The organism is Dactylosporangium vinaceum, assembly GCF_019904175.1.
GTDB lineage: Bacteria > Actinomycetota > Actinomycetes > Mycobacteriales > Micromonosporaceae > Dactylosporangium > Dactylosporangium vinaceum.
The window spans coordinates 593,790-618,939 of sequence record NZ_CP061913.1 but is presented as its reverse complement, the minus strand read 5'-3'; the positions used below and the strand labels follow the sequence as shown (position 1 = coordinate 618,939).

The 25,150-nt window shown below is 72.2% G+C and carries 20 protein-coding genes; 9 read left to right on the top strand and 11 right to left on the bottom strand.

Going from position 1 to position 25,150, the window contains the following annotated elements:
* Nucleotides 1–44: 44 nt before the first annotated feature.
* Both Dvina_RS02840 and Dvina_RS02835 read left to right on the top strand, forming a co-directional pair.
* Nucleotides 45–1,646: a serine/threonine-protein kinase gene (locus Dvina_RS02840; RefSeq protein ID WP_223100816.1), complete on the top strand. Its 1,602-nt coding sequence runs from the start codon at nt 45–47 to the stop codon at nt 1,644–1,646.
* Between the two features lie 210 nt (nt 1,647–1,856).
* Nucleotides 1,857–3,239: a hypothetical protein gene (locus Dvina_RS02835; RefSeq protein ID WP_223100815.1), complete on the top strand. Its 1,383-nt coding sequence runs from the start codon at nt 1,857–1,859 to the stop codon at nt 3,237–3,239.
* A gap of 74 nt (nt 3,240–3,313) precedes the next feature.
* Here the strand turns inward: Dvina_RS02835 and Dvina_RS02830 are convergent, their stop codons facing one another.
* The 3 genes from Dvina_RS02830 to Dvina_RS02820 form a co-directional block, all read right to left on the bottom strand.
* Nucleotides 3,314–3,700 carry a hypothetical protein gene (locus Dvina_RS02830; protein WP_223100814.1) on the bottom strand — a complete coding sequence of 129 codons (387 nt, stop codon included), beginning with the start codon at nt 3,698–3,700 and terminating at the stop codon, nt 3,314–3,316.
* A 117-nt stretch (nt 3,701–3,817) separates the two neighbouring features.
* Nucleotides 3,818–4,951, bottom strand: a complete 1,134-nt coding sequence (locus tag Dvina_RS02825) for a hypothetical protein (RefSeq protein WP_223100813.1) — start codon at nt 4,949–4,951, stop codon at nt 3,818–3,820.
* Nucleotides 4,948–5,460: a SigE family RNA polymerase sigma factor gene (locus Dvina_RS02820; protein ID WP_223100812.1), complete on the bottom strand. Its 513-nt coding sequence runs from the start codon at nt 5,458–5,460 to the stop codon at nt 4,948–4,950. The genes Dvina_RS02825 and Dvina_RS02820 overlap by 4 nt, the downstream gene beginning before the upstream one ends.
* A gap of 154 nt (nt 5,461–5,614) precedes the next feature.
* On the opposite strand from Dvina_RS02820, the gene Dvina_RS02815 reads away from it, so the two are divergent.
* Entirely contained in the window at nt 5,615–8,875 is a 3,261-nt protein-coding gene (locus Dvina_RS02815) for a diguanylate cyclase (RefSeq protein ID WP_223100811.1), read from the top strand.
* Nucleotides 8,876–9,074: 199 nt separating this feature from the next.
* On the opposite strand, the gene Dvina_RS02810 is transcribed toward Dvina_RS02815, so the two are convergent.
* Nucleotides 9,075–9,332, bottom strand: a complete 258-nt coding sequence (locus Dvina_RS02810) for a hypothetical protein (protein ID WP_223100810.1) — start codon at nt 9,330–9,332, stop codon at nt 9,075–9,077.
* A gap of 95 nt (nt 9,333–9,427) precedes the next feature.
* On the opposite strand from Dvina_RS02810, the gene Dvina_RS02805 reads away from it, so the two are divergent.
* Entirely contained in the window at nt 9,428–10,501 is a 1,074-nt protein-coding gene (locus Dvina_RS02805) for a dipeptidase (protein ID WP_223100809.1), read from the top strand.
* Between the two features lie 1,115 nt (nt 10,502–11,616).
* On the opposite strand, the gene Dvina_RS02800 is transcribed toward Dvina_RS02805, so the two are convergent.
* Entirely contained in the window at nt 11,617–13,917 is a 2,301-nt protein-coding gene (locus Dvina_RS02800; RefSeq protein ID WP_246655984.1) for a S8 family serine peptidase, read from the bottom strand.
* A gap of 62 nt (nt 13,918–13,979) precedes the next feature.
* On the opposite strand from Dvina_RS02800, the gene Dvina_RS02795 reads away from it, so the two are divergent.
* Nucleotides 13,980–15,548, top strand: coding sequence for a phytoene desaturase family protein (locus Dvina_RS02795; protein ID WP_223100808.1), 1,569 nt, complete (start codon nt 13,980–13,982; stop codon nt 15,546–15,548).
* A gap of 25 nt (nt 15,549–15,573) precedes the next feature.
* On the opposite strand, the gene Dvina_RS02790 is transcribed toward Dvina_RS02795, so the two are convergent.
* On the bottom strand, nt 15,574–16,008 hold the full coding sequence (locus Dvina_RS02790; protein WP_223100807.1) for an SRPBCC family protein: 435 nt from the start codon (nt 16,006–16,008) through the stop codon (nt 15,574–15,576).
* A gap of 66 nt (nt 16,009–16,074) precedes the next feature.
* Here Dvina_RS02790 and Dvina_RS02785 point away from each other — a divergent pair, with 66 nt between their 5' ends.
* A complete protein-coding gene (locus Dvina_RS02785) occupies nt 16,075–17,928 on the top strand; it encodes a glycerol-3-phosphate dehydrogenase/oxidase (protein ID WP_223100806.1) in 1,854 nt (617 codons plus the stop codon).
* A gap of 6 nt (nt 17,929–17,934) precedes the next feature.
* Here Dvina_RS02785 and Dvina_RS02780 read toward each other — a convergent pair whose 3' ends face one another.
* Both Dvina_RS02780 and Dvina_RS02775 read right to left on the bottom strand, forming a co-directional pair.
* The gene (locus tag Dvina_RS02780; RefSeq protein ID WP_246655983.1) at nt 17,935–18,516 is read right to left on the bottom strand and encodes a DUF6642 family protein; all 582 of its coding nucleotides are present in this window, start codon (nt 18,514–18,516) and stop codon (nt 17,935–17,937) included.
* The gene (locus Dvina_RS02775) at nt 18,516–19,910 is read right to left on the bottom strand and encodes an FAD-binding oxidoreductase (protein ID WP_223105274.1); all 1,395 of its coding nucleotides are present in this window, start codon (nt 19,908–19,910) and stop codon (nt 18,516–18,518) included. Before Dvina_RS02775 ends, Dvina_RS02780 begins: the two co-directional genes overlap by 1 nt.
* A gap of 31 nt (nt 19,911–19,941) precedes the next feature.
* On the opposite strand from Dvina_RS02775, the gene Dvina_RS02770 reads away from it, so the two are divergent.
* The 3 genes from Dvina_RS02770 to bfr are packed head-to-tail and all read left to right on the top strand — an operon-like array spanning nt 19,942 to nt 20,990.
* On the top strand, nt 19,942–20,253 hold the full coding sequence (locus Dvina_RS02770) for a DUF4031 domain-containing protein (RefSeq protein WP_223100805.1): 312 nt from the start codon (nt 19,942–19,944) through the stop codon (nt 20,251–20,253).
* A gap of 40 nt (nt 20,254–20,293) precedes the next feature.
* Nucleotides 20,294–20,479: a (2Fe-2S)-binding protein gene (locus Dvina_RS02765; RefSeq protein WP_223100804.1), complete on the top strand. Its 186-nt coding sequence runs from the start codon at nt 20,294–20,296 to the stop codon at nt 20,477–20,479.
* Nucleotides 20,480–20,510: 31 nt separating this feature from the next.
* The gene (gene bfr / locus Dvina_RS02760; RefSeq protein ID WP_223100803.1) at nt 20,511–20,990 is read left to right on the top strand and encodes a bacterioferritin; all 480 of its coding nucleotides are present in this window, start codon (nt 20,511–20,513) and stop codon (nt 20,988–20,990) included.
* Here bfr and Dvina_RS02755 read toward each other — a convergent pair.
* The 3 genes from Dvina_RS02755 to groL form a co-directional block, all read right to left on the bottom strand.
* Nucleotides 20,968–21,579 carry an HD domain-containing protein gene (locus Dvina_RS02755; RefSeq protein ID WP_246655982.1) on the bottom strand — a complete coding sequence of 204 codons (612 nt, stop codon included), beginning with the start codon at nt 21,577–21,579 and terminating at the stop codon, nt 20,968–20,970. The genes bfr and Dvina_RS02755 overlap by 23 nt on opposite strands.
* 50 nt (nt 21,580–21,629) lie before the next feature.
* The gene (locus Dvina_RS02750; protein WP_223100802.1) at nt 21,630–22,496 is read right to left on the bottom strand and encodes a GNAT family N-acetyltransferase; all 867 of its coding nucleotides are present in this window, start codon (nt 22,494–22,496) and stop codon (nt 21,630–21,632) included.
* 936 nt (nt 22,497–23,432) lie between these two features.
* A complete protein-coding gene (groL, locus tag Dvina_RS02745; protein WP_223100801.1) occupies nt 23,433–25,052 on the bottom strand; it encodes a chaperonin GroEL in 1,620 nt (539 codons plus the stop codon).
* Nucleotides 25,053–25,150 lie beyond the last annotated feature (98 nt).

Here is a 25,150-nt window from a genome sequence, read left to right as displayed (position 1 = left end):
TGCGTGACTGAGAACTGTCGTACCTCTGCCGTACCGTCTTAGCCGTGACCGCATCGGCTCCGCTCCCGTCGGTACCCGGGCTGACCGGGTTCTCGGTGCTGGCCCGCGGCGGCTATGCGACGGTCTACCGGGCGGTGCAGGAGTCGGTCGGCCGCGACGTGGCCGTGAAGGTCGAGAACCGCACCCTGGAGACCGAGCGCGACCGCCGCCGCTTCCTGCGCGAGGCCCGTGCCGCCGGCCGCATGTCCAGCCACCCCCACGTCGTCGACCTCTTCGATGCGGGCGTCACAAGCGACAACCACCCCTACCTGATCATGGAGCTCTGCGACGGCTCCTACGCCGAGCGCATGCGCAGCGCGCCGCTCTCGCCGGCCGAGGTCCGTGAGGTGGGCTTCAAGATCGCCGACGCCCTCGCCGACGCGCACTCCCTCGGTGTCCTGCACCGCGACGTCAAACCGGCGAACATCCTCTTCAGCCGCTTCGGCGAGCCGGCCCTGGCCGACTTCGGCCTGGCCATCCTGGCCGAGTGGCGCGACGTGTCCATCACCCTGGACGTCCTGACCCCCGCCTACGCCCCGCCGGAGACGTTCCGCCACGCCCCGCCCGGCCCGGCCGCCGACGTCTACGCGCTCTGCGCCACGCTCTACGCCCTCATGCGCGGCCGCCCGCCCCGGTGGCGTGAGGACCAGATGCCGAGCCTGCTCTCCCTTGTCGACATGTTCAACGACCACATCCCGGACCTGCCCGGCTGCCCCGACGAGCTGATGGCGATCCTGCGCGCGGGCATGAGCAACGACGACACCAAGCGCCCGACGGCCCTGCAGCTGCGGGATGCCCTGATCGCGCTGCAGCTGTCCCCGGCCCCACAGGTGATCATCCCGCCCCTCGGCTCGCCGCCGCTGGAGCCGGTGTACACGTCACCGCCGGCGACCCCGCCCCCGCCGCCCGACCGCCTGCTGGAGTCGCCGTTCCTGGTCGGCGGGTTCCCGCGCGACCCGGAGCAGACGGTGCCGCACGAGGCCGGCCCGGAGGAGCCTCCGACCGACCCGTTGAAGGCCCGCCCCGCCTTGCCCGCCGACAGTGCCGCCGCCCCGCCGGCCGCACCCCCGACCGACCCGTTCGTGGGCCGGCCGCCGAAGACGCCGGTGGGCTCGGGCGGCCGCCGCGGCCTGCTGATCGGTGTGGCCGCGGGCCTGCTGGTGGTGGCCGCACTTGTGACTGTCGCGATCGCGTACGGCTTCGGCGACGGCACCCCCGGCCCCTCCCCGTCCGCCTCGGTCCTGGCCGCCCCGCCGACGTTCGCCTGCGGCCTGGGCACCGACCCGAGCGCCCACTGCACCGACGCCGCCGAGTGCTTCGACACCAGACTCACGGCCGTCGACTGCACGGGCGTCCACACGTGGGAGGTGTTCGCGTACGGCGACCTCCCCGCGGGCAGCCACGTCACCGACAAGAAGGACCGCACCGTCACCACCGTCTGCAACGTGGGCACCCTCGTCACGGTGAACATCGGCGCCGCCCAGTGGCGCCAGGACGTCCTGCTCCCGACCGAGGCCCAGCAGAAGGCGGGCCCGACGACGTTTCGCTGCCTGGCCGGCCGTGGCGACAACAGCCTGACCGGCGACACCCTCCACAAGTCCCGCTAGTGCTGTAGCCATCGACCTTTGCCGGTCCGCCGGACCGCCCGGCCAGACGCCCGCCTACCCGGCCGGCGGCCCGCACGACCGCGGCGAGCCCTCATGAGGTCGGCCCGGCCCTTCGCCGTTAGTCGGGCCGGCCACCCGGCCGCGCACGCCGCTGCCCCGCGGGCAGGTCGGCCGGGATGGCGCCGGCGGGGGCGTGTTAGGTTCGCCGGTGTGCGGCGCGGTGGTGACCGGGTGGTCGTCTGGTCACTGATGGCGGCCTCGGCCGTCCTCTACGCGATCGCCGCGAACCTGCGGTTCTGGATGGAGCCGCTCGGTGACGAGCCGCATTACCTCGTCATGAGCGTGGCGCTGGGGAAGTACCACACCTTTGACCTGACCCAGGCCTATGCCAACGGCGACTGGCGGGCGTTCTATGCCGACCCGCTCGACGCCCATGTGTACCCCAACGCCGAGGGCATCATGGTGCCGCTGCACAACTTCGGCGGGCCGATCCTGTGGACGGTTCCGTTCCAGTTGTGGGGCCGGCCCGGCGCCGCGGCCGTGGTGGTGCTCGCGAGCGTCCTCGCCGTCGGGGTCACCTACCGCCTCCAGCGCGAACTCGGTATCACGCAGGTGTACGCCGGCGTCGTCACCGGGCTGTTCGCGGTCGGTACGCCGCTGTACATGTACGCGTCCATGCAGTTCGTCGACCCGTTCGGCGCCCTGTTCACCGCCTACGCCGCCCTGGTCGTCGTGCGGGCCGACCCGAAGTGGTGGCAGGTCGGGCTCGCCTCGGCCGGGCTGGGCTGGATGCCGTGGGTGCACGGGCGGTTCCTGCTGCTCACCATCCCGCTGGGGCTGCTGCTGGCCATGCGGAAGCACCGGGCCCTGGCGCTCGCACCGATGCTCGGGCTCGTGCTCGCGTTGGAGCTGTTCAACTTCACGCAGTACCACTCGCTGAGCCCGGCCCCCGGCAACGCCGCCCTCGGTGACGGGCTTTTGCAGATCTCGCCCTGGACGGGGCTGGCCGGCATCCTCTTCGACCGCCAGTACGGCCTCATCAGCCACTTCCCGCTCCTGGCCCTGGCCGTCCCCGGGATGTTCCTGGCCCCACGCCGATCCCCACACTGGGCACTGCTCGCCGCGATCGTGCCCTACATCCTCGCCGTGTCGACGTTCCGCACCTGGTGGGCCGGCTACACCCCGCCCGGGCGCCTGCCGGTGGTGCTCGTCCCCCTGCTCGCGTACTACGTGGCCCTGACACTCCAGAGCCGCCCCCGCTGGCTGCCCCCGACCCTTGCCGCACTGACCGCCGCGTTCGCGTTCGCATACACGCTCACCGGCGACCTGTACCCGCTGCGCCGCTTCACCTCCAGCAACGGCCCGGGCGTGGACCGCATCCTCGACGAGCAGGCCGCCAGCCTCGGCCTCCCCGACCTGCCGACCTGGTGGCCGACGGTCGAGACCGTCCCCGGAACAGGGCAGAACCCCTGGCCTTGGTACTGCGGGTACGCCGCTTTCGCAGCCCTGATGGTCCTCTGGTCCCGTTCGACAAGGCCACACCCCTCGACCCCGGCCGACGCCGAGCAGTACGAACGCGTACCCGACCGCTGACGTCGTGGCGGCGACGCTCCGGACGAACGAATGCGGCCCGCCGGATTGGGCGGGCCGCATTGTGGGGCTGGCGATCAGGCGGCGGTGAGGGCCGCGTCGCTGCCGCTGAACTCGGTGCCGGAGACGAAGGCGTTGTCGAAGCGGGCCTTGAGGGCGTCGAGCTCGGAGAACTCGGCCTGGTGCGAGGACTCGCTGCCCTCGGCGGCGAAGACGTGGTCGTCGACCGAGGCGTCGTGGCTGTAGTTCGTGTAGTCGTCGGACTCGAAGTGCACGGCGCCGGGCGCGTCGTATTCGACGTGCTTGCCCTGCGAGAAGTCGGTGGACTCGGCCGCGTGGTGGTCCTGCTCGTACACGCCGAACTGGTTGCCGTAGTCGGCCTCCGAACCCGAAGCCTCGTGCAGCTGGTCCAGCGAACCGCTTTCCTGGCCCGCCTCGTACTGGCCGTAGTCGACGTCGCTCATGGTTATCTCCCTCAGAACCGAATTCGTATCACTTGGTGGTGACATGAACGTTAGGCAAGCCGCGCGCGACGCGAATCCCGGAAACGTGCCAGCGGCAAAGGGTTGACGGGCCCGGCGCTAGGAGCAGAGCCACCGCACCGGAACGATGGGGTCGTTCTTCTCCCGGAACAGCCAGCCCACCGCGACCCGGCCGTCGCTGCTCATCGACGTCATCGTGGCCGACTGGCCCGCCGACAGTACCGGCAGCATCAGCACTGCTCCGTCTTTCCACCGGGCCGGCGCGGTGTCGTCGGCACTGTTCATCACGGTGCCGACCATGGTGCCGGAGGCGTCGACGGCACTGGGAACGAACGTGTCGAACTCGATGTGCTCGCCCGTTCGCAGATTCCACCGCACGCCGTGGCTGAACCACGTGCTGCCGTCGTCGTAGGAGCCGATCGCCCAGTCGCCGGCGACCTGGAAGGCGCTTTCGGCCGGCTTGCCGTCGATGCGATTGAGGCGCACCGGAGTGCCGTCCGGGGTCCACGCAAAAGCGTTGTAGTCGGTGCCGCCGGCGCTCGCCCGGCCCACCATGACATCGTCGCCGTTGATGCCGGAGACGTAGGCCAGCGCCGGGTCGGTCGCCACGTACTGGAACCGGCCGGGGTCGGCCACGCTCCAGCGAACGGTGCGGGTCTGCGTGGCGCGCCCGCCGGCGTCCAGCCACGTTGCGGTACCGATGACGGAGCCTTTGGCATTGATTGCAGTTGCTATCGTCCGGGTCGCGCCCGCCGGTGTCGCGAGGTGGGTGAAGCCGCCGTCGCGCAGCAGCCACGGATCCTTGTCGCCGCTGTTGCCGACAACGGTGCCGGAGTCGTCGACCGCCACCGGGGTCGGATCGGGCCGCGGCGTGCCGGTGACCGGGCGGAGCCGGCCGTCGTCCCAGAACAGTAGCGGGTCGCCTGTCGGATTGTCGAGCACGCCCACCGCATATCGGCCCGAGGTGGCGGTGACGGTGCCCGGCGCGTTGCCGGGCGTGGGCAGGCGCTGGACCCGGCAGCCGTTCTTCACGGCCGTATCGGCCGGCGGCTGGCGGTCCTGCGCGACGAGCATGCCGCTGACCAGCAGGGCGCAGCCCGCGATGCCGGCCGAGGCGAGCAGGGTGCGGCGACGCCGTTCCCGGCGCCGGCCGGTGCGCACGGCCCGGTCGATGTCCACTTTGGATGGTGGGAGGTCGCCGTCGAATCGCAGCGACGACAGCGCGTCGTTCACCGGGTACCTCCACCGAATGTCGCAGCGGCGCTCGGGCCCAGGATGCGCCGCAGCGCCGCCAGGCCGTCCGCGGTTTGGCTCTTGACGGTGCCGGCGGCGCAGCCCAGCGCGGCGGCGGTCTCGTCGACCGGGAGGTCGCACAGGAAGCGCAGCACCAGGACGGCCTGCTGGCGCGGGGCGAGGCGGCGCAGCGCGTCCCGGACGACGAGGGCGTCGTCGGTCGGCGGCTCCGCGGCCGCGCGGTCGGGCAGGCGGTCGGTGAGCCAGGTCCGGGCCCACGAGCGGCGCTGCTCGGACAGGAAGGTGTGCACGACCATCTTGCGCACGTACGCGTCGATGTTGCCGGCCGCGCGCACCTGCCGCCACTTGACGTACAGGCTCGTCGCGGTCGTCTGGACCACGTCGTCGGCGCGGTCGAAGTCGCCGGTCAGCAGGTACGCCAGGCGGCGCAGGCCGGGCATCCGGGCGCGGAGATACTCCACGTACTCCCGCTCATGGTCGTCGCGCACGACCATGAGATGCGGCCGGGCCGGTGAATGGTTGGGTCGTCCGGGACCGCCGATGCCGGTGGTGCGGCCGCGGCCGGGGCGGGCGTGTCCCCCAACAGGGCAATAACTGCGCGAACACCTCAGCGGGGCGGTCGGAAGGCCGATCAGGCAACCGATGAATCTGCAGGATCCCGTCACCGGCGCCCAGTCCCGCGCCGCGCTCGACGATGCCCTGCACGCGGTCGGCGGGGCGAGCCTGCTGCTCTTCGACGTCGACCACTTCAAGACCGTCAACGACGCCTTCGGCCACCTGCGCGGCGACATGCTCCTGCGCCAGCTCGCCGAGCGCATCCAGGGCCTGATCCGCGGCGGCGACGTGCTGTTCCGCTACGGCGGCGACGAGTTCGTGCTCCTGCTGCCCCGTACCGCGCCCGACGAGGCGCTGCGGCTCGCGATCCGGCTGACCGACGAGATCCGGGCCCGGGAGTTCCCCGGCACGCCGCCCCTGCACCTGTCGATAAGCATGGGCGTCGCCTCCAGCCCGGCCGACGGCGACGACGGCGAGACCCTCATCGCCGCCGCCGACCGCCGCAACTACCTGGCCAAGCGGCGGGGCCGGGGCCAGGCCGTGGGCGACGACGCGGAGGCCGACCCGGCGGCCGGCTCGTCGCGTCTCTGGGAACGTGACGGCGCCCTGAGCACCACCCAGGAGTTCATGACCCGGGTCTCGGCGGGCCTGCGCGGGGCGCTGCGGATCGCCGGCCCGAAAGGCGCCGGGCACACGCGATTCCTGCGCGAAGTGGCCCAGATTGCGCATTTGCGAGGCTTTCAAACCGCCATTTCCGGGGGTACCGCCAACGCTTCGACGAGACCGAAGATCCTCTTGGCCGACGTCGGAGACCCCATCCCGGCGCTCGGGGACGCCGTCGCGCTCGTCTACGCCAGCACCGACCTCGACGCGTCCGCGCGCACCGACCTGCCGGAGTCGGTCGTCGAGCTCACCCCCTGGTCGCCGGCCACGCTGCGGATCTGGCTGCGCATCGCCCTCGCCGGGGAGCCGACCCGGGCCCTGCTGGACCGGCTGGTCGAGCGCTCCGGCGGCCTGCCCGCGCGCGCGGAGGCGGAGCTGCAGCGGCTGCGGGCGCAGGGCGAGCTGGTCGCGGCCGGCGACGGCACCTGGGGCGTGAAGCCGGCCGCGCCGAAGCGGCGGCGCACCCGGCTGCCGGTGCCGATGACCAGGCTCGTCGGCCGCGACCGGGAGACCGCCAGGGTCGCCGCGCTGATCCGCGACGGCCGGCTGGTGACGCTCGTCGGTCCGGGCGGCATCGGCAAGACCCGGCTCTCGCTGGCCGCGGCGGGCGCGGTCGCCGACGAGTTCGCCGACGGCGCCGTGTTCGTGCCCCTGGCCGACACCACCGACGCCGAGCTGCTCACCGCCGCCCTGGCCCGGGCCCTGCACGTCACCGAACTGCCCGGCCAGCACCTCTTCGACACCGTCCTCGACCAGCTCGCGGAGGCCGAGCAGCTGCTCGTGCTCGACAACTTCGAGCAGGTCGTCGACGACGGCGCCGCGCTGGTCAGCGACCTGCTCGCGGCCGCGCCCGGAGTCCGCGCCCTGGTCACCAGCCGCGAGCGGCTCTCCCTCTACGGCGAGCAGGTGTACCAGGTCCCGACGCTCGCCGACTCCCCCGCCGTCACCCTGTTCGAACAGCGCGCCCGCGCGGTCGACGCCGACTTCGAGATCACCATCGACACCGCGCTCCCGGTCGCCCAGCTCTGCCGCCGCCTCGACGGCCTGCCCCTGGCGATCGAGCTGGCCGCGGCCCGGATCGACCGCTGGAGCCCGGACGAGCTCCTCGACCACCTCACCGAGCACCTCGACCGCGAGCTCGACACCCTCGGCGGCACCGGCCCGCGCGACCTCCCGGCCCGCCAGCAGACCCTGCGCGGCGCCATCGACTGGAGCTTCGTCCTGCTCGACGCCGAGGAGCAGCGGCTGATGACCGAGCTGTCAGTGTTCGTCGGCGGCTGGACGGGCGCGGCCGCGCTGGCGGTGACCGGCCCAAGCGGCGACCTGGACCTGCTGGAGAAGCGGCTGGCCGCCCTTGTCGACAAGCACCTGGTGGTCCGCGACGACGACACGGGCCGCTACCACCTGCTCTCGACCATCCGCGCGTACGCCCGCAACCGCCTCGGCGACGAGCCCGCCCCCGCCGCCCGCCACGCCGACTTCTACGCCGCGTTCGCCGAGTCCTCGGCCGTCGGCCTGACCGGCCCCGACCAGGCCGAGTGGACCGGCCGCATCGAAGCCGACTACGAAAACGTCCGCGCCGCCTTCAGCCACGGCGACGGCCCCACCCGGACCCGCATCTGCCTGGGCCTGTGGCGCTACTGGCGCAACGGCGCCCACATCGCCGAGGGCCGCGACTGGCTCGCCCAGGTCCTGGCGATGGAGCCGCCTGCTCCCTCTTCCAGCCCTTCGTTCCCGCCGGCTCATTCCGCCGGCTCTGCCACACGCGCGAGCGGCGGGGACGGGCCGGCGGTGGGCGGCGCGGCGGCCGGAGTCGCGAGTGGCGGGGCCGACCCGGGCGTGCGGGCCAAGCTGCTGCATGCGGCGGCGATCCTGGCCGCTGGGCAGGACGAGCACGAGGCCGCCTACCGCCTGGGCGCGGAGAGCCTGGAGCGCGCCACCGCCGCCGGCGATCGGGCCACGATCGGCCACGCCCACAACGCCATGGGGATCGCCGCGATCGGCGGCGGCGACCACGCGGCCGCGACCGCGCACTTCGGCGAGAGCCTGGCCGTGTGGCGGGAGCTGGACGTACCCCAGGGCGTGGCCGCGTCGCTGGGCAACCTCAGCAAGGTGGCGCTGAGCCGCAACGACCATGAGGCCGCCGAGACGTACGCCCGCGAGTGCCTCGACCTCGAACGCGCCGGCGGCAACACCCGCGGCATCCTGCTGGCGCTGGAGTGCGTGGGCCAGGCCCTCCTCGGCCAGGGCGACGTCCCCGGCGCCCGCGCCGCGCTCGACGAGAGCCTGACCCTGAGCCGCCAGATCGGCGACGCCTTCGGTGCCGCGATGGCCCAGCACGCCCTGGGCCTGGCCGCCCTGGCCGAGGGTGACCGCGCCGAGGCCCTCCGCCTCCTGGTCGCCGCCCTGGTCACCCGCCACGAGGTGGGCGACCGCCTGGACCTGGCCATCTCACTGGACGTCGTCGCGTCCCTGCTCGCCCCCGACGACCCGGCCCACGCCGCCCGCCTCCTGGGCGCGGCCGACGCCCTCCGCGCCCGCCACCGCCTGCCCGAACCGCCCGACGCCCAGACCCTGCGCTCCCAAACCCTTCCGCGCACAGCCGACCAGCAACGCGACCGCGCGGCGGGGCGAGCGGTGAGCCTCGACCACATCGTCGAACACGTCGCCCACCTCAGCGGGTAAGCGCACGCCACCACCCACCTCGCGGCGCGTAAGGGCTGGCGCCGGTGGTCTCCGTGGCCGCGGCCGGCGCTGATACCCTCCGCAACCGCGCCCCGGGAAACGCATGCGGGGCAGGCCATGGGTTCGCCACAGTCCTGCCCCGCACACGTGCCGCCGCCGCCCGTGATCCCCCGTCATGTCACGGGCTACGGCGTCGCCTCTACATATCCGGCTGGTTCCCGCGCTTCTTCTGCATCGCGGTCTGCTCCTGCTGGGTCTTCGTACGGGCCCGCATGGTCGCCGTGTTCGCGTTCGTCGTCTCGCCCGACATGATGGAGTCCGGCGTGATCGTCATGTCGTCGGTGAGGTCCTGATCCAGGTACCCGAGGTCGTCCTCGCTGCGGTGCATGCCGCGCTCGATGCCCTGGCTGTCGAAGTTGCCGTTCTTCTTTGACTTGCCCATAAGGTCCCCCCTCATGTCGGCTCAGCTTCACCATATGAGGACCGTTCGTATGTTTCCGGCAAACGCGGTATTTCGGAGCGCGATCACTCCCGGCCCTTAAGGTCGGCGTCATGGACGTGATCGACGGCCACAACGACCTCCCCTGGCGCCTGCGCATCCGCGACCCCGAGGGCCGCCTGGACCTCAACGCCGACCTCTCCGGCACGGGCCTGCACACCGACCTCCCCCGCCTGCGCTGCGGCGGGGTGGGCGCCCAGTTCTGGAGCGTCTACGTCCCCGCCGACCGCCCCGGCCCCCAGGCCGCCATCCAGGTCGTCGAGCAGGTAGAACTGGTCAGGCGCCTGATAGCCCGCTACCCGGACACTCTCGCCCCGGCCGGCTCCGCAGCCGACGTCGACGAGGCTCGCGCCGCCGGCCGCATAGCGTGCCTGATGGGCGCCGAGGGCGGCCACTGCATCGACAACTCGCTGGTGGTCCTACGCTCCCTGCACCGGCTGGGCATCCGCTACCTGACCTTGACCCACTCCCGCAACACCGACTGGGCCGACAGCGCCACCGACACCCCCGCCCACGGCGGCCTGACCGAGTTCGGCCACGAGGTGGTCAGGGAGCTCAACCGCCTGGGCATGCTGTGCGACCTGTCCCACGTCTCCGATCAGACGATGCACGCCGCCCTGGACACGACAACCCACCCGGCGTTCTTCTCCCACTCCTCAGCCCGAGCCCTCTGCAACCATCCAAGAAACGTCCCCGACGACGTCCTGACGAGGGTCCGCGACTCAGAGGGCGTAGTGATGGTCACTTTCGTCCCATTTTTTCTGAAAAACGAGTGCCGGGCGTGGAGCGAGGAGCTGACCAACCTGGAGGACTCCCTTGACGCACCATGGGACACCCCCGCCTTCCTGCACCAACGCCAGGCATGGATCGACAAGCACCCATGCCCCCCAACGACAGCCCGCGACGTCGCCGACCACATCGACCACGTACGCGAGGTAGCTGGCCTGAACGCCGTAGCCCTGGGCGGCGACTTCGACGGCACCGAGCTGCTCCCCCGCGATCTGCAGGACGTATCGACGTACCCAACCTTGTTCGCCGAGCTCAAAACACGCGGCTGGACCGACCCCGAACTCCGCAAACTGGCCTGGGAAAACGCAATGCGAGTCCTCCGCGCCACCTGCGGGTGACCAATTCCGCCACAAACGCGAAATGGCAACCACCGAATCTCCGCAGCGCCGGCAAAATGCGCCTGTTTTTCGCCGGACCCAGAACTTTGCCTTTGCCGGCCACGCACGCGGGCGAGGCAGCCAGAACAGGTCGAATCCGCGAGGTCTACCAAGAATCGCAAGGCAGACGAGCCGACGCCCAGCAGCGGGTACGCCCCGCCGGCCACACCACCGCCAGCCGCCCAGCCGCCGCGGCGGCGGCGCATCCTCACCCCGCCCGAATCCCACCGTCGATCAACACCTGGCCGTCGCGGTCTGCGATCACCACACGCCGCGCCATGAACGATCCGACCCAGGCAAGGCGGCAGGCCAAGCTCCAGCAACGACGGCACAGCAGGGCAGGCAGGCCGAACTGCACAGGCGGCCGGGCGTTCAACGGTCATGGCGTGGCGTCGCGCTGCACGGCGCCTCGCAGCGTGCGCGGGCGGCGATCAACGGAGGCCAGGCGAGTAGGCCATGAGCACCGATCAGGCGGCGACCGAGCAAGGCAAGACAAGACAAAGCAAACAACGGCAAGCGGCGAACTGCCTGAGCGAAGAACTGAGGAGGAGGACGAGTAAACGGCGAGACCCGGATAACGGCATGAGCACCGCAACGAGGCGAACGGGAACGGGAACGGGGAAGGGCGAGGCACGAGGAACGGCACTGGCGAGGAGCGGCGAGCACAGGCCGAAAGGCGAGAACGAGCGAGTGGCGAGATTGCGGAGAGCGGAGTGATCAGGCTTGCGGCGATCACACGCGGGATACGAGGGCGACCGTGCCCCGCTCCGCTTCCCTGAAAGCACCCTAACACCCGAAGCTAATTCACTTTTGGACCGCTCACCCACCGTAGTTATCCACCACTTACCGTCAAGCCACGCCGGCCTTCGAGCCAAACCGACCTTCCGCGCCGCGCGGAGCTCCCGGGCCGACGCGGGGGCTGCCGAGCCACGCAAGGGCGGATGAGCCGCGCAGGGGGCTGCGAGCCGCGCAGGGCGCTGCGAGCCGCGCGGGAGCTTCCGTGCCGCGCGGAGCTCCCGGGCCGACGCGGGAGCTGACGAGCCGACGCGGGAGCTGACGAGCCGCGCGGGGCTTCGTCAGGCTTTGGCGGCTTGCACGGCGGCATATGCGTCGACCAGGCCGGCGCCCACGGTGTTGGCTTCGGTGCCGCAGGCGGTGCCCTGGGGTTGGGCCGGGCGGGCTGTTGAGCGCAGGATGTCGCGGGTCCGGGCGATGTTGCCCACCAGCGCCGGGTTGGCTGACCACATCAGTGCGACCACGCCCGCCACGTGGGGGGCGGCCATCGAGGTGCCGCTCAACACGTCGTATCCGCCGCCGGGCAGGGCCGACAGTACGTCCACCCCCGGGGCCATCACGTCCGGCTTGGCCAGGCCGTCGAGGGACGGGCCGCGGCTGGAGAACTCGGCGACGCGGGTGTTGCGGTCCACGGCGCCCACCGTCAGGGTCGATGCGTACGTGGCCGGCGGGTCGGTGATGGAGGAGCAGCCCGGGCCGGTGTTGCCGGCGGCGGCGACGAAGAAGATGCCGGCGGCGGTGAACGCGTCGATGGCGGGGCGCATCGAGAAGGCGTCGCAGCCCTCCAGCGACGGGCAGCCCCACGAGTTCGTCAGCACCTGCGGGGCGCGCTCGGGGCGGCCGGCGTGCCACGGGTCGGCCCCCGGTGTGTACGGCGCGAGCATGAACTGCAGGCACGTCAGGTAGTTCGACATGCTGCCCAGGTTGCGCGGCAGGTTTTCGCAGGCGATCCAGGTGGCGCCGGGAGCCACGCCGACGCCGGCGCCGACGGCGGTGGCCACGGTGTGGGTACCGTGGCCGTTGGGGTCGGTGGGTGCGGCGGCGCCGTTGTACGGGTCGAGCCAGGAGTCGTCGCCCCCGCGGAAGTTGGCGCGCAGGGCCGGGTGGGTGCCGTCGACGCCGGAGTCGGAGCTGCCCACGACGATGCCCTTGCCGGTGGTGCCCCCGGCCCAGACGCGGTCGGCGCCGATGAGGGTGAGGTTCCACGGTGGCGTGGCCGGCGCGGCCTGGGAGCCGTGCATGGGTTCGGCGGCGGCCGGCAGCGGGCGCAGCTGCGGGTTGAGCAGGACGTGCAGGACGTCGGCGCGGCCGGCCAGCCACTGCCGGGCCACCGGGCCGGCGTCCACCTCGACGCCGTTGACCAGGTAGAACGGCGTGAACGACACGTGTTTCGAGCGCAGCTCGGCCCGCAGCGGCGCCTGGGTGCGCTCGGCCGTCGCGACCAGGCGCTCGTACGTCTGCCGGACCCGTTCGGTGCGGTCGGCCACCGCTGACAGCCCGGACAGGTCGGCCTGCTCGCGCATGACCACGAACAGCCGCTCGCCGGTCAGGCCCGGCTGCCCCAGGCCGACGTAGACGATGGCTCCGGTCGCGGCCAGCACGACGGCGAGGGCTCCGGCGAGCCAGGCGTGCAGGCGGACGCGCCGGAACACGGCAAGCAGCGCGGCCGCGGCCACCAGCGCCAGCGCCCCGGCCGCGGCGGCTCCCACGCCGCCCCAGAACAGCCCGTCGTGCAGCCCGAGGACGAGCGACGTCTCGTCGGCGTCGACGAGGGCGAGGGGGCCGAACAGCACCGGCGTGAGCAGTGCGATCACCGACGGCACCCCGAGCCGCCGCAGCGCCGCCAGCGCGAACGCCACCGGCGGCACTGACAGCAGGGCCAGCAGTTGTACCGCCGGCTCCCCCACCCCCGCCGCCAGCCCGGCGAGGCCCACCCCGGCGAGCAGCCCCCCGAGCGCCGCCCGCCCCCACGCGTTGCCGCCGCCGGCAAACCGGACGGTCAGGGCGAGCAGCGGCCGGGCGGCCAGCCAGGCCACGGCGAGCGCGGCGACGAGCGCGAGGACGGTCTCCGTCACCCCGCCCAGCGCCCCCACCCACAGCCACGGCAGCAGCAGCAACAGCCCGGCGGCCAGCGAGAGCCACGGCAGCCGGCGGTCGGGCTCGATGCGCCGCTCCGGCCGCCCACCGACGAGGCGGTGGACGAGCGCGGCACCGGCGGCCAGCGCGGCCAGGACGGCGAGGTACAGCTCGTGATAGGTGGGCGGCACCAGGCGCGCGAAGCCGAGCAGCGCGCCGAGGCCGGCAGCGAGCAGCCACTGCCGGCCGGCCGTCCGCGCGAACCAGACGGGCGACAGCTGGCCGAGCAGGAGCGCCGGCACACCGGCAATCAGCAGCGCCGCCACGGCGACCAGGGGCCAGAGCCACCGGGGCGCCACGGTGCCCTCCAGGCTGAGCGCGTCAGTCACGAGCCACAGACCGGCCTGGGGCAGTACCCCCCACATCAGCATCCAGAGGCCGAGCACGATGGTCAGGGCCAGGGACCAGCCCCAGGCCCGGCGTGACGGAACCGCTGGGGAATTCATGGTCCGGACTCTACGACGCGGGTATGACAAAACCTCAAGGGCGACGAAGGAGACTGAGTGGTATGACGGAAACGGTCGACGCGGTCGTCGTCGGGGCCGGGCACAACGGCCTGGTCGCGGCCAACATGCTCGCCGATGCGGGCTGGGACGTGGCGGTTCTGGAGGCGACCGGCGAGGTCGGCGGGGCGGTCCGCTCGGCGGAGGTGACGGCGCCCGGTTTCGTCAACGACCTGTGCAGCGCGTTCTACCCGCTCTCGGCCGGCTCGCCGGCGCTGCTCGCGCTCGATCTGGAGGCGCACGGGCTGCGCTGGACGCACGCGCCGCAGGTCGTGGCCCACCTGTTCCCGGACGGCCGGTCCGCGGTGATCAGCCGCGAGCTCGACCTCACCGCCGAGTCGCTCGAGCGGTTCGCGCCGGGAGACGGAAAGGCGTGGCGGCACTGGTACTCCGAGTGGCGCCGGCTCGCTCCGGACCTCCTGCCGGCCCTGCTCACCCCGTTCCCGCCCGTGCGCGCCGGCGTGCGCCTCGCCGCGCAGGCGGGTCTCGGCGGTGCGCTGCGCCTGGGCCGGCGGTTCCTGGTGCCGGCGCGCGTCCTCGGCGAGGAGCTGTTCGAGGGTGACGGCGCCCGGATGCTGCTGACCGGGCTCGCCCTGCACACGGACCTGGCCCCGGACGACGCGGCGGGCGGCGGGTTCGGCTGGCTGCTGGCCATGCTCGCGCAGCAGTACGGCTTCCCGGTCCCCGTGGGCGGCGCGCAGCAGATCACCGAGGCTCTGCTGCGGCGGTTCCCCGGGGTCGTGCACCGCAACGCGGCCGTGGAGGAGATCGTCGTCGGTGGCGGCCGGGCGCTCGGCGTGCGCTGCGCGGACGGGCGGCTGTTCCGGGCCCGGCGGGCCGTCGTCGCGGACGTGCCGGCGCTGCCGCTGTACCAGGACATGATCAAGCCGCACCACCTGCCGGGCCGGCTGCTGGCCGACCTCGCGGGGTTCCGCTGGGACAACGCCACGCTGAAGATCGACTGGGCGATGTCGGGCCCGGTGCCGTGGATCTCGCCGGACGTCGCCGGGGCCGGCACCGTGCACCTGGGAGCCGACCCGGTCCGCTACGCCCACGACATCGCGCAGGGCCGGATGCCGGAGGAGCCCTTCCTGCTGGCGGGTCAGATGACCACGGCCGACGCGACCCGTTCACCGCGCGGGACCGAGTCGCTGTGGGCGTACACCCACATCCCCCGCGACGTGAGCGCCGAGCAGGTGACAAAGCACATCGACACCGTCACCGAGACCATGCGCCGCCACGCGCCCGGGTTCGACGATCTCATCCTGGCCCGCTATGTCGCCGGCCCGGCCGAGCTGCAGGCCAAGAACCCGTCGCTGGTGCAGGGCGCGATCAACGGCGGTACCGCCGGCGCCTACCAGCAGCTCATCTGGCGCCCGACGCCCGGCCTGGGCCGGGCCGACACGCCCATCGATAAGCTCTACCTGGCCAGCTCCAGCGCCCACCCGGGCGGCGGCGTGCACGGCGCACCCGGCGCCAACGCGGCCCGCGCGGCGCTGGCCCGCAGCCGCCCCGTGCTCGGCGACGCCTACCGGGCGGCGATCGACGCGGCGCTGCGGCGGATCTACCGCTGACACCGGGAAGGCGCAGCGCCGGCCGTCACCGCCGCTCGGCGATGTCGGCCAGCCGCTGCAGCGCCTCGGTGTTGCGGAAGTGCAGGAAGACGTCGCCGACCTTGTTGCGGGCGCCGAGCATGGGGCCCTCGGTGAACTGCTCCTGCATGGTGACCCGGGTGGCCTGCTCGTCGAGCGCGTCGAGGGTGAACTTGACGTGGCCCGCGCCGAAGGGCCACAGGTGCACCTTCAGCAGGAGCATCCGCCCGGGCTCCCACTCGAGCGACTCGCTGCGGTCCTTGATCGACAGGGGCCAGGGGCCGGCCTTGTGGTGCAGCCGCGACCCGGGCGCCGGCCACTTCTCGTCGACGTTGCGGATGTGCGCGGTGCCGACCACCCAGTCGGAGTACGACCAGCCGTCGGACAGTACGGCGAACACGGCCTCGGCGGGCGCACGGATGATGCGTTCGGTGATGGACACCCCAGTCCAATTCCCTCAGCGGGGCATCTCACACCAGCGCGTGACGGGCGAGGCTACCGTGTAGTAGTGCGCCGTGAACCCTCCACGTCCCGCTTCGAGGCGTCCCGACTGTCGCCGGCCCGCCGCGCCGCCGACGTGGCCCGCCTGCGCCGCGAGCGTTTCGACGTCCTGATCATCGGCGGCGGCGTGACCGGCGCGGGTGCCGCTGTCGACGCCGCGTCCCGTGGCCTGTCGGTGGCGCTGATCGAGGCCCGCGACCTGGCCTCGGGCACGTCCAGCCGCTCCTCGAAGCTGATCCACGGCGGCCTGCGCTACCTGGAGCAGCTCGAGTTCGGCCTGGTCACCGAGGCGTTGCAGGAGCGCGGCCTGCTGGCTTCAAGGCTGGCTCCGCATCTGGTACGTCCGGTGCCCATTCTGGTCCCGCTCCCGTCCCACCGCGGCCTCGCCGGCCTGGGCCAGCGGGTCTGGCAGCGCGCGTACTACGGCGCCGGGGTCGGCCTCTACGACGCCTTCGCGGCGACGGCCCGCCTGCGCCGGTCGTCACCGCGCGGCATGCCCCTGCACCGCCACCTGTCCCGGGCCGAGGCCCACCGCCGCTTCCCCTCCCTGCGCGAGGACGCGATAAGCGGCGCGATCCAGTACTTCGACGGCCAGGTCGACGACGCCCGGCTGGTCGTGACCCTGGCCCGCACCGCGGCGAGCCTGGGCGCGGCGATCGTCCCCAGCGCGCGGGCGGTCGGCCTGCTGCGCGACGCCCGGGAGGTGACAGGCGTGCGGGTCCGCGACCTCGAGTCCCGCGAGGAGTTCGAGGTCCACGCGCGCACGGTCGTCGCCGCGACAGGCGTCTGGATGGACGACATCGCCGGCATGCTGTCCGGCGAGGGCCCGCGGGAGTCGGCCGGCCTGCAGGTCCGGGCCTCCAAGGGCGTGCATCTGGTGGTACCGCGCTCGGCCATCACCGGCGAGGCCGGGCTCATCCTGCGCACGCCGTCCTCGGTGCTCTTCGTGATCCCGTGGGGCGGGCACTGGATCATCGGCACGACCGACACGGACTGGAACCTGGACCGCGGCCATCCCGCCGCCTCCGCCACCGACATCTCCTACCTGCTGGGCCAGGTGAACGCCGTCCTGGACCGCCCGCTCGGCACCGCCGACATCGAGGGCGTCTACGCCGGTCTGCGCCCGCTGCTGTCCAAGGAGGCCCGCCACCGCCAGCCGCACAGCCGCGACGAGCAGACCTCGGCGCTCTCGCGCACCCACGCGGTGGTCGAGCCGATGCTCGGCCTGATGCTGATCGCCGGCGGCAAGTACACGACCTACCGGGTCATGGCGGCCGACGTCATCGACCGCGTGGCCCATCGCCTGGGCGGCCTGCGCCGGCACGGGGGGCTGGTCCCGGCCTCCCGCACGGCCGACCTGCCGCTGCTCGGCGCGGACGGCTACCACCCGCTGTGGACGAACCGCGCGGACCTGGCCCGCCGCCACGGCGTCCCGGTCGGGGTCCTGGAGCACCTCCTGGAGCGCTACGGCTCGATGGCCTTCGAGATCCTGGCCATGGACCCGGACCTGCACCGCGCGGTGACCGGCGCCCCGGAGTACCTGGCCGCCGAGGTCGCGTACGCCGCCCGGGCCGAGGGCGCCCTGCACCTGGAGGACGTCCTCACCCGCCGCACCCGCATCTCGTTCGAGACCGACCACCGCGGCACCGCCTCGGCCCAGGACGCCGCCCGGGTGATGGGCGACGTGCTCGGCTGGGACGCCGCGACCCGCTCCCGGGAGGTCGACCACTACCTGGCCCGGGTCGCCGCGGAGCAGGAGTCGCAGCGGATGCTCGACGACCTCACCGCCGACGCCGCCCGCCTGGGCGCCCCGGACGTCCGCGGGTTCCAGGCCGACCGCGCGGGGGTGCGGGCCACCTGACGCGCGTCAGGTCGAGCGGCCGTTGGCGTACACCACCCGAAACCCGAGGTGCTGGGCCAGCGGCGCCCAGCGGACCGTCTTCATCAGCCGCTCGACACTGTCCACCCGGGAGCCGTTGACCAGGTTGTTGAGCACGACGGTCTCCAGGGCGGCGGACTCGATCCAGTCGATCTCCTTGGTGAAGCCGCAGACCATCGCCGCCTTCGTCTCGCGCAGGAACTCGGCAAGGGTGGTGTCGGACGCCCGCAGCGCGGAGCAGCTGCCGAAGTACAGCCGCTTGCCCTCACAGCGACCGGCGGTCCAGCTGCCCAGCTCGGCGAGGCCGACGGTGTGCGCCTCCGACAGGTGCAGCTTCGTGGGCGCGCCGTGCAGGGCGAAGAACCCGACGTGGTAGGCCGCGTACTTGCGCGACAGCCAGGTCTCGACGTAGAACCGCAGCTCCTGGGGGGTGGCGGTGCGGCGGTGGATGTACCGGATGGCGCCCAGACGCTCCAGCAGGTCCAGCGTCGGCAGCACCGATCCGCGGGCGGCGAGGTCGTTGTTCCAGTTGCCTTCGACGCAGAACACGCCGCCGGGCTTTGTCACCATCAGAAGATCTTGCCGGGGTTCAGGATGTTGTCGGGGTCGAGGGCCGCCTTGATCGAGCGGTGCGCCTTCAGGCCGGTCGGGCCGATCTCGCGGGCCAGCCAGTCGCGCTTGAGCAGCCCGACGCCGTGCTCGCCGGTCGAGGTGCCGCCGAGCGCCAGCCCGAGGGCCATGATGGCGTCGAACACCCGCTGGCCCTGCGCGATCGACACCGGATCGGAGCGGTCGATCACGATGACCGGGTGCAGGTTCCCGTCGCCGGCGTGCCCGACGGTCGCCACGACGACCCCGTGCTCCGCGGAGATCCGCTCGATTCCTTCGATCAGTTCGACGAGCCGGGTCCGGGGTACCGCCACATCATCGACCATGATCCCGCCGCCCCCGGGGAACAGGCGGGCGGCCAGGGCCTCCAGCGAGACATGGGCCAGCCGGCGCGCGGCGAGCAGGGCGTCGGCCTCGGCCTCGTCCGCCGCCACGAACACGTCCGACGCCTGCGCCGAGCGGCACATGGCGGCGATGGCGGCCAGGTCGTCCGGCGCCCGCGACCCCGAGTCGACGGAGGCGATGAGCAGCGCGGCCGCGGCGGTCGGCAGGTCCATCGGCCGGTACGCCTCGATGGCGCCCATCGCCACCCGGTCGATGACCTCGAGCATGCTCGGCTGGAGCCCGGACCCGACGACGGCGGAGACGGCCGCCCCGGCCGCCGCGAACGTGTCGAACACCGCGACGAGCGTCAGCGACGGCTCGGGGGCTGGGCGCAACCGGACGGTGATCTCGGTGATCACCCCGAGGGTGCCCTCGGACCCGACGAAGAGGCTCGTGAGGTCGTATCCGGCGACGCCCTTGGCGGTGCGCCGCCCGCACGCGAGGACCTCGCCGCTGGCCAGCACGACCTCGAGGCCGAGGACGTGGTCGCTCGTCACGCCGTACTTGACGCAGCACATGCCGCCGGCGTCGGTGGAGACGTTGCCGCCGATCGTCGACTGCTCCCACGAGCCGGGGTCGGGCGGGTAGTACAGCCCGACCTCCGCGACCGCGCGGCGCAGCTGGGCGTTGACGACGCCGGGCTGCACGACGGCGATCCGGTTCTCGGTGTCGATGTCGATGATCTCGTTCATCCCGACCAGGGACAGCACGATCGCGCCGTCGATGGCGTTGGCCCCACCGGCCAGGCCGGACCGGGCGCCCTGCGGGATGACCGGGACGCGGTGGCGGCCGGCCGCCCGCAGGACGGCGGACACCTGGCCGGTGGTGCGGGGCCGCACGACGACGGCGGGCGTGCCGTAGGGCACCAGGTCGGCCTCGTCGTGCTCGTACGAGCGCAGCACGTCCGGATCGGTGAGCACGCCGCCGTCGTGCGGCAGGGCGGCCCGCAGCTGTGCGATGAGACCGGCCACGTCACGTTCCATACCTGGCACGCTAGTGCGTGTGCTCTACATCGACACGCCCCGGTGGCCCGCCCACGGGCGGCTCTTCGCCCATCTCGTCAGTGACGTGTCGGTGGCCGAGCTGCACGTGTTCGCCGAGCTGATCGGGGTGCCCCGCCGGGCGTTCGAGCGCGACCACTACGACGTGGCGGCCGACCGGGCGCGGATAGCGGTGTGGCTGGGGGCCACACCGGTGAGCTCGCGGGAGATCGTCGAGCGCCTGGTTGCCGCCGGGCTGCGCCGACCGCGCCATTTGTCCGCTTCCAAGGGTAAGAAAAAGGCAGGTCAGACCTTGTTTCCCGGCCGACATTAGGTAACCCTTGCTTAGGTAAGGCTAAGCGAGGGAGCACGGCGTGTATGTCTGCATCTGCCACCGCGTCCGCGAGTGCGAGATCCGCCGGGTCATTCAGGCCGGCGCGCGCAGCGAGGACTCCGTCGGCGACGCTTGTGACGCCGGCACCGGCTGCGGCACCTGCCTGGACCGGATCGCCGACCTGATCGACGCGGAAAACTCGGACGCAGTGCCCGTTTTCACCTAGAAAACGGACCAATCCGCGTAACCTGCCAAGCATGCACGGGGACGAACGAGTCATCGAGTTTCTCAACGAACAGCTCACCGCCGAGCTCACGGCGATCAACCAGTACTTCCTGCACGCCAAGATGCAGGAGAACTGGGGATACACCAAACTGGCCAGGTTCACCAAGCACGAGTCGATCGACGAGATGAAGCACGCCGAGGTGCTCACCGATCGCATCCTGTTCCTGGAGGGCCTGCCGAACTACCAGCGGCTGTTCGCCCTGCGCATCGGCGAATCGGTGCCCGAGCAGTTCAAGTGCGACATGCAGATCGAGCTGGAGGCCGTCGACCGCCTCCGCCGCGGCATCGAATACATGCGCTCCATCGGCGACATCACGTCGGCCAACATCTTCGAGGAGATCCTCGCCGACGAAGAGCACCACGTCGACTACCTCGAGACCCAGCTCGGCCTCATCGAGAAGTTCGGCGAGGCCCTCTACCTGCAGAACGTCACCGAGCACCCAGAAGCGTGACGATCTCCGCCTCCAGATTCGCGCGGGCACGGGCGGTCCAGGCCGCCCGTGCGGGTACGAACCGGAAAAGCTCCGGCATGTCCGCCAATGCGCGCAGAATGGTCGCCCGCCCGGGCCGGAACACCTCGTCGGGCACCGCCGCGTACTCCTGCCGTACAGCCGCCGCATAACGCCGGTAATCGTCCGGATCGGCCGCAAGAATCGCCAGGTCGGCGTCCGCGAGCAGCGCCCCGTGCCGGTCTCCCGGCGCCACGTGGTGCCCCGCCGTCAGCCGGACCAGCCGCGCCACTTCCGCCGCCCGGGCCGGGGCAATGCCAAGAGCCTCCGCGGTGGTACTGCCCAAAAGCGCGCTGCGCTCCTCATTGTCAGGTGCACCGATGTCGTAGACGGCATCGTGGAACCACGCGGCGAGCCGGACGACGTCCGGGTCGTCGACCAGGTGCGCGTGCTCGTCGATGACCCCGAGCACCACCGCGAGATGCTCGAGCGTGTGGTATCGCCGGTGCGGCTCGGACCACCGCGCGAGCAGTTCCCGCCCGGCGACCGCTTCCCCGGGAAACATCAGCTGCCAGGCCTCGAGCGTGCTCACACCCGAACCCTATCGCCGGGCCGCGCTCACAGCGCCTTCGTGTAGATCGCTCACAGCGTCTTCGTGTAGATCCAGAAGACCCGCTCGATGCGCGCCGTGACCGCCTTGGCGTAGAACGCGACGGGCCCGACCCACCCGATCTGCGCCGTCGCGTGACCGGCCGCCCGCAGATCGGCCAGGCACCGGCGCAGCAGCACCCGCCCGATGCCGAGCCCCTCCGCGGCCGGAGCCGTCCCCATGGGGCCGAACCAGCTGGGCCGGTTCGCCCCGTACGCCGCGAACCCCAGCACCTCCCCGTCCCGCACCGCCACATAGCACCCGGCGCCGCCGCGCCCCAGACTCTGCGCCACCTCCCAGCCCCAGCCGTCCCCCCAGATCGAGCGCACCCATTCGGGCGTGTCGGGGCCGGCCGGCACGACCTTCACGCCTCGATCGTGCAGACGCCCCTCGTCCACCGGGCCGTCGAGCTCGGGCCGGCCGAGATCCGCCGTCATGTTCCACGCGGTGTCGGTCAACTGGTAGCCGGCCCGCTGGGCCAGGCAGACCGCCGGCGTGTACCGCACATCGACCCCCGGCCACGCGTAACAGGGCGGATTCCCACCGAGCCGGACCCGCGTGGCCCCGAGCCCGGCGAGTCGCCGCTCGGCCTCCCGCAGCAGCGCACTCCCGACACCGCGCCGGCGAGCCTCGGGCGCGACCGCGAGAAGCTCGACGTGCCCGAGCCGCGGATCGACGTCACTGATCGAGCCGAACGCTGCACCCGCACCGTCGGCCGTCCCCAGCCGCACCACCGCCCGCCCGCCCGGCGGCTCCATCAGCCGAGCCGCCAGCGCAGCCCCGTCGCCGGCGTCCTCCGGCAGATCAAGCGCCCGGCCGAGCAGCCCTCCAACAGCATCAACGTCGAGCTCCACGATCATTTGGTAAACATACCTAACTGTTTTGGCCGCAGCTCACGGCGTGGGCGTGCAACACGAAAAGTCGGGCGCTCCGCGCCGCGACTTTTCGGACTTATACCCCGCCAGGCGATATGTCGCGGCTTTTGGCATCGAACGCCGCACAGCCTGCCGCGCCGCATGCCTCGGGATCGGCGCACGACCGGCTCCGGGTCTTGGCGCGCGGCCGGCTCACGACGTGGCTGGTGGCCGGGCCTACCGCCCAACTGGCGGTGGCCGGGTCTGCAGCACGACTGGCGGTGGCCGGGTCTACAGCACGACTGGCGGTGGCCGGGTCTACAGCACGACTGGCGGTGGCCGGGTCTACAGCACGACTGGCGGTGGCCGGGTCTACAGCACGACTGGCGGTGGCCGGGTCTACAGCACGACTGGCGACTTAACGTACGGCTCGGCAAGTGCCGGGCTCACGACTCGGCTGGCGGCACAGGGCTCAAGGCCTGGCAGGCAGCCCTGGCTGAGGCTTGGCCGGCAGCCCGAGCTAAGGCTTGGCCGGCGGCCCGGAGCTCAGAACTGTTGAACAGCACGACGGAGACGGCGGTTAGCGGCCTAACTCACAGCTCGGCTGGTGCCGCTCTGCGGCTCGAACGGTGCCGCGCTTACGGATTGGGCCGGCAGCCGGGGCGCACGGCTTGGCCGGCGGCACGGGCGCTTACGGCTTGGCCGACGGTTCGGCGCACGGCGTACGGCTCGGCCGGCGGCACGGGCGCTTACGGCTTAACCGGCGGCACAACGCACGGCTCGGCCAGCGCTCGGCGTACGGCTCGGCGCACGGCGTAGGGCTCGGTCGCACGGCGTAGGGCTCGGCCGGTGGTTCGGCGTAGGGCTCGGCCGGTGGTCGGGAAGCACAACGCGGGCCGACCCCCGAAAGGGTCGACCCGCGCGATGGTGCAGCTGGTGGACTCAGAAGTCCATGTCGCCGCCGCCGGGGGCGGCCGGGGCCTTCTCCTTCTCCGGCTTGTCCGCCACCACGGCCTCCGTGGTGAGGAACAGCGCCGCGATGGAGGCGGCGTTCTGCAGCGCCGAGCGCGTCACCTTGGCCGGGTCGATGATCCCCTCGGCCAGGAGGTTGACGTACTCGCCCGTCGCGGCGTTGAGGCCGTGACCCGGCTCGAGGTTGCGCACGCGCTCGACGACGACGCCGCCCTCGAGGCCCGCGTTCACGGCGATCTGGCGCAGCGGGGCGTCCAGCGCGACCTTGACGATGTTCGCGCCGGTGGCCTCGTCGCCGACCAGGTCGAGCTTGTCGAACGCGGTCTTGCCGGCCTGCACGAGGGCCACGCCACCGCCGGGGACGATGCCCTCTTCGACGGCCGCCTTCGCGTTGCGAACGGCGTCCTCGATGCGGTGCTTGCGCTCCTTGAGCTCGACCTCGGTGGCCGCGCCGACCTTGATGACCGCAACGCCGCCGGCCAGCTTGGCCAGGCGCTCCTGCAGCTTCTCGCGGTCGTAGTCGGAGTCGCTCTTCTCGATCTCGGCGCGGATCTCGGCGACCCGGCCGTTGATCGCCTCGGCGTCACCGGCGCCGTCGACGATCGTGGTCTCGTCGCGGCTGACGACGACCTTGCGGGCGCGGCCGAGCAGGCTCAGGTCGGCGTTCTCGATCTTCAGACCGAGGGTCTCGCTGATGACCTGGCCGCCGGTCAGGATGCCGATGTCGGCAAGCATGGCCTTGCGGCGGTCACCGAAGCCGGGGGCCTTGACGGCGACCGACTTGAAGGTGCCGCGGATCTTGTTCACCACGAGGGTCGCCAGGGCCTCGGCCTCGACGTCCTCGGCGATGATCGCGAGCGGCTTGCCCGCCTGCATGACCTTCTCCAGCACCGGGAGCAGGTCCTTCACCGCGGAGATCTTCGACTCGACGATGAGGATGTAGGGGTCGTCGAGGACGGCCTCCATCCGGTCGCTGTCGGTCGCGAAGTACGGGGAGATGTAGCCCTTGTCGAAGCGCATGCCCTCGGTGAGCTCGAGCTCGAGGCCGAAGGTGTTGCTCTCCTCGACGGTGATGACGCCTTCCTTGCCGACCTTGTCCATCGCCTCGGCGATGATCTCGCCGACCGTGGTGTCACCGGCGGAGATGGAGGCGGTGGAGGCGATCTGCTCCTTCGTCTCCACGTCCTTGGCGAGGTTGGCCAGCTCGTCAGCCACGGAGGCGACAGCCGCCTCGATGCCGCGCTTGAGGGCCATCGGGTTCGCGCCGGCGGCCACGTTGCGCAGGCCCTCACGGACCAGCGCCTGGGCCAGCACGGTGGCCGTCGTCGTGCCGTCACCGGCAACGTCGTCGGTCTTCTTCGCGACTTCCTTGACCAGCTCGGCGCCGATCTTCTCGTACGGGTCCTCGAGCTCGATCTCCTTGGCGATGCTCACACCATCGTTGGTGATGGTGGGCGCGCCCCACTTCTTCTCGAGGACGACGTTGCGGCCCTTGGGGCCCAGCGTCACCTTGACGGCGTCAGCGAGGGTGTTCATGCCCCGCTCGAGGCCGCGGCGCGCCTCTTCGTCGAACGCGATAATCTTGGCCATTCGGCGTTGTCCTCCTGGACACTCACGATTCGCCGCGGCCCGCATGGAGCCGGCGGCGCACCGCCTGCATTTCGCACCTTCGAGGACCCGCTGGGATC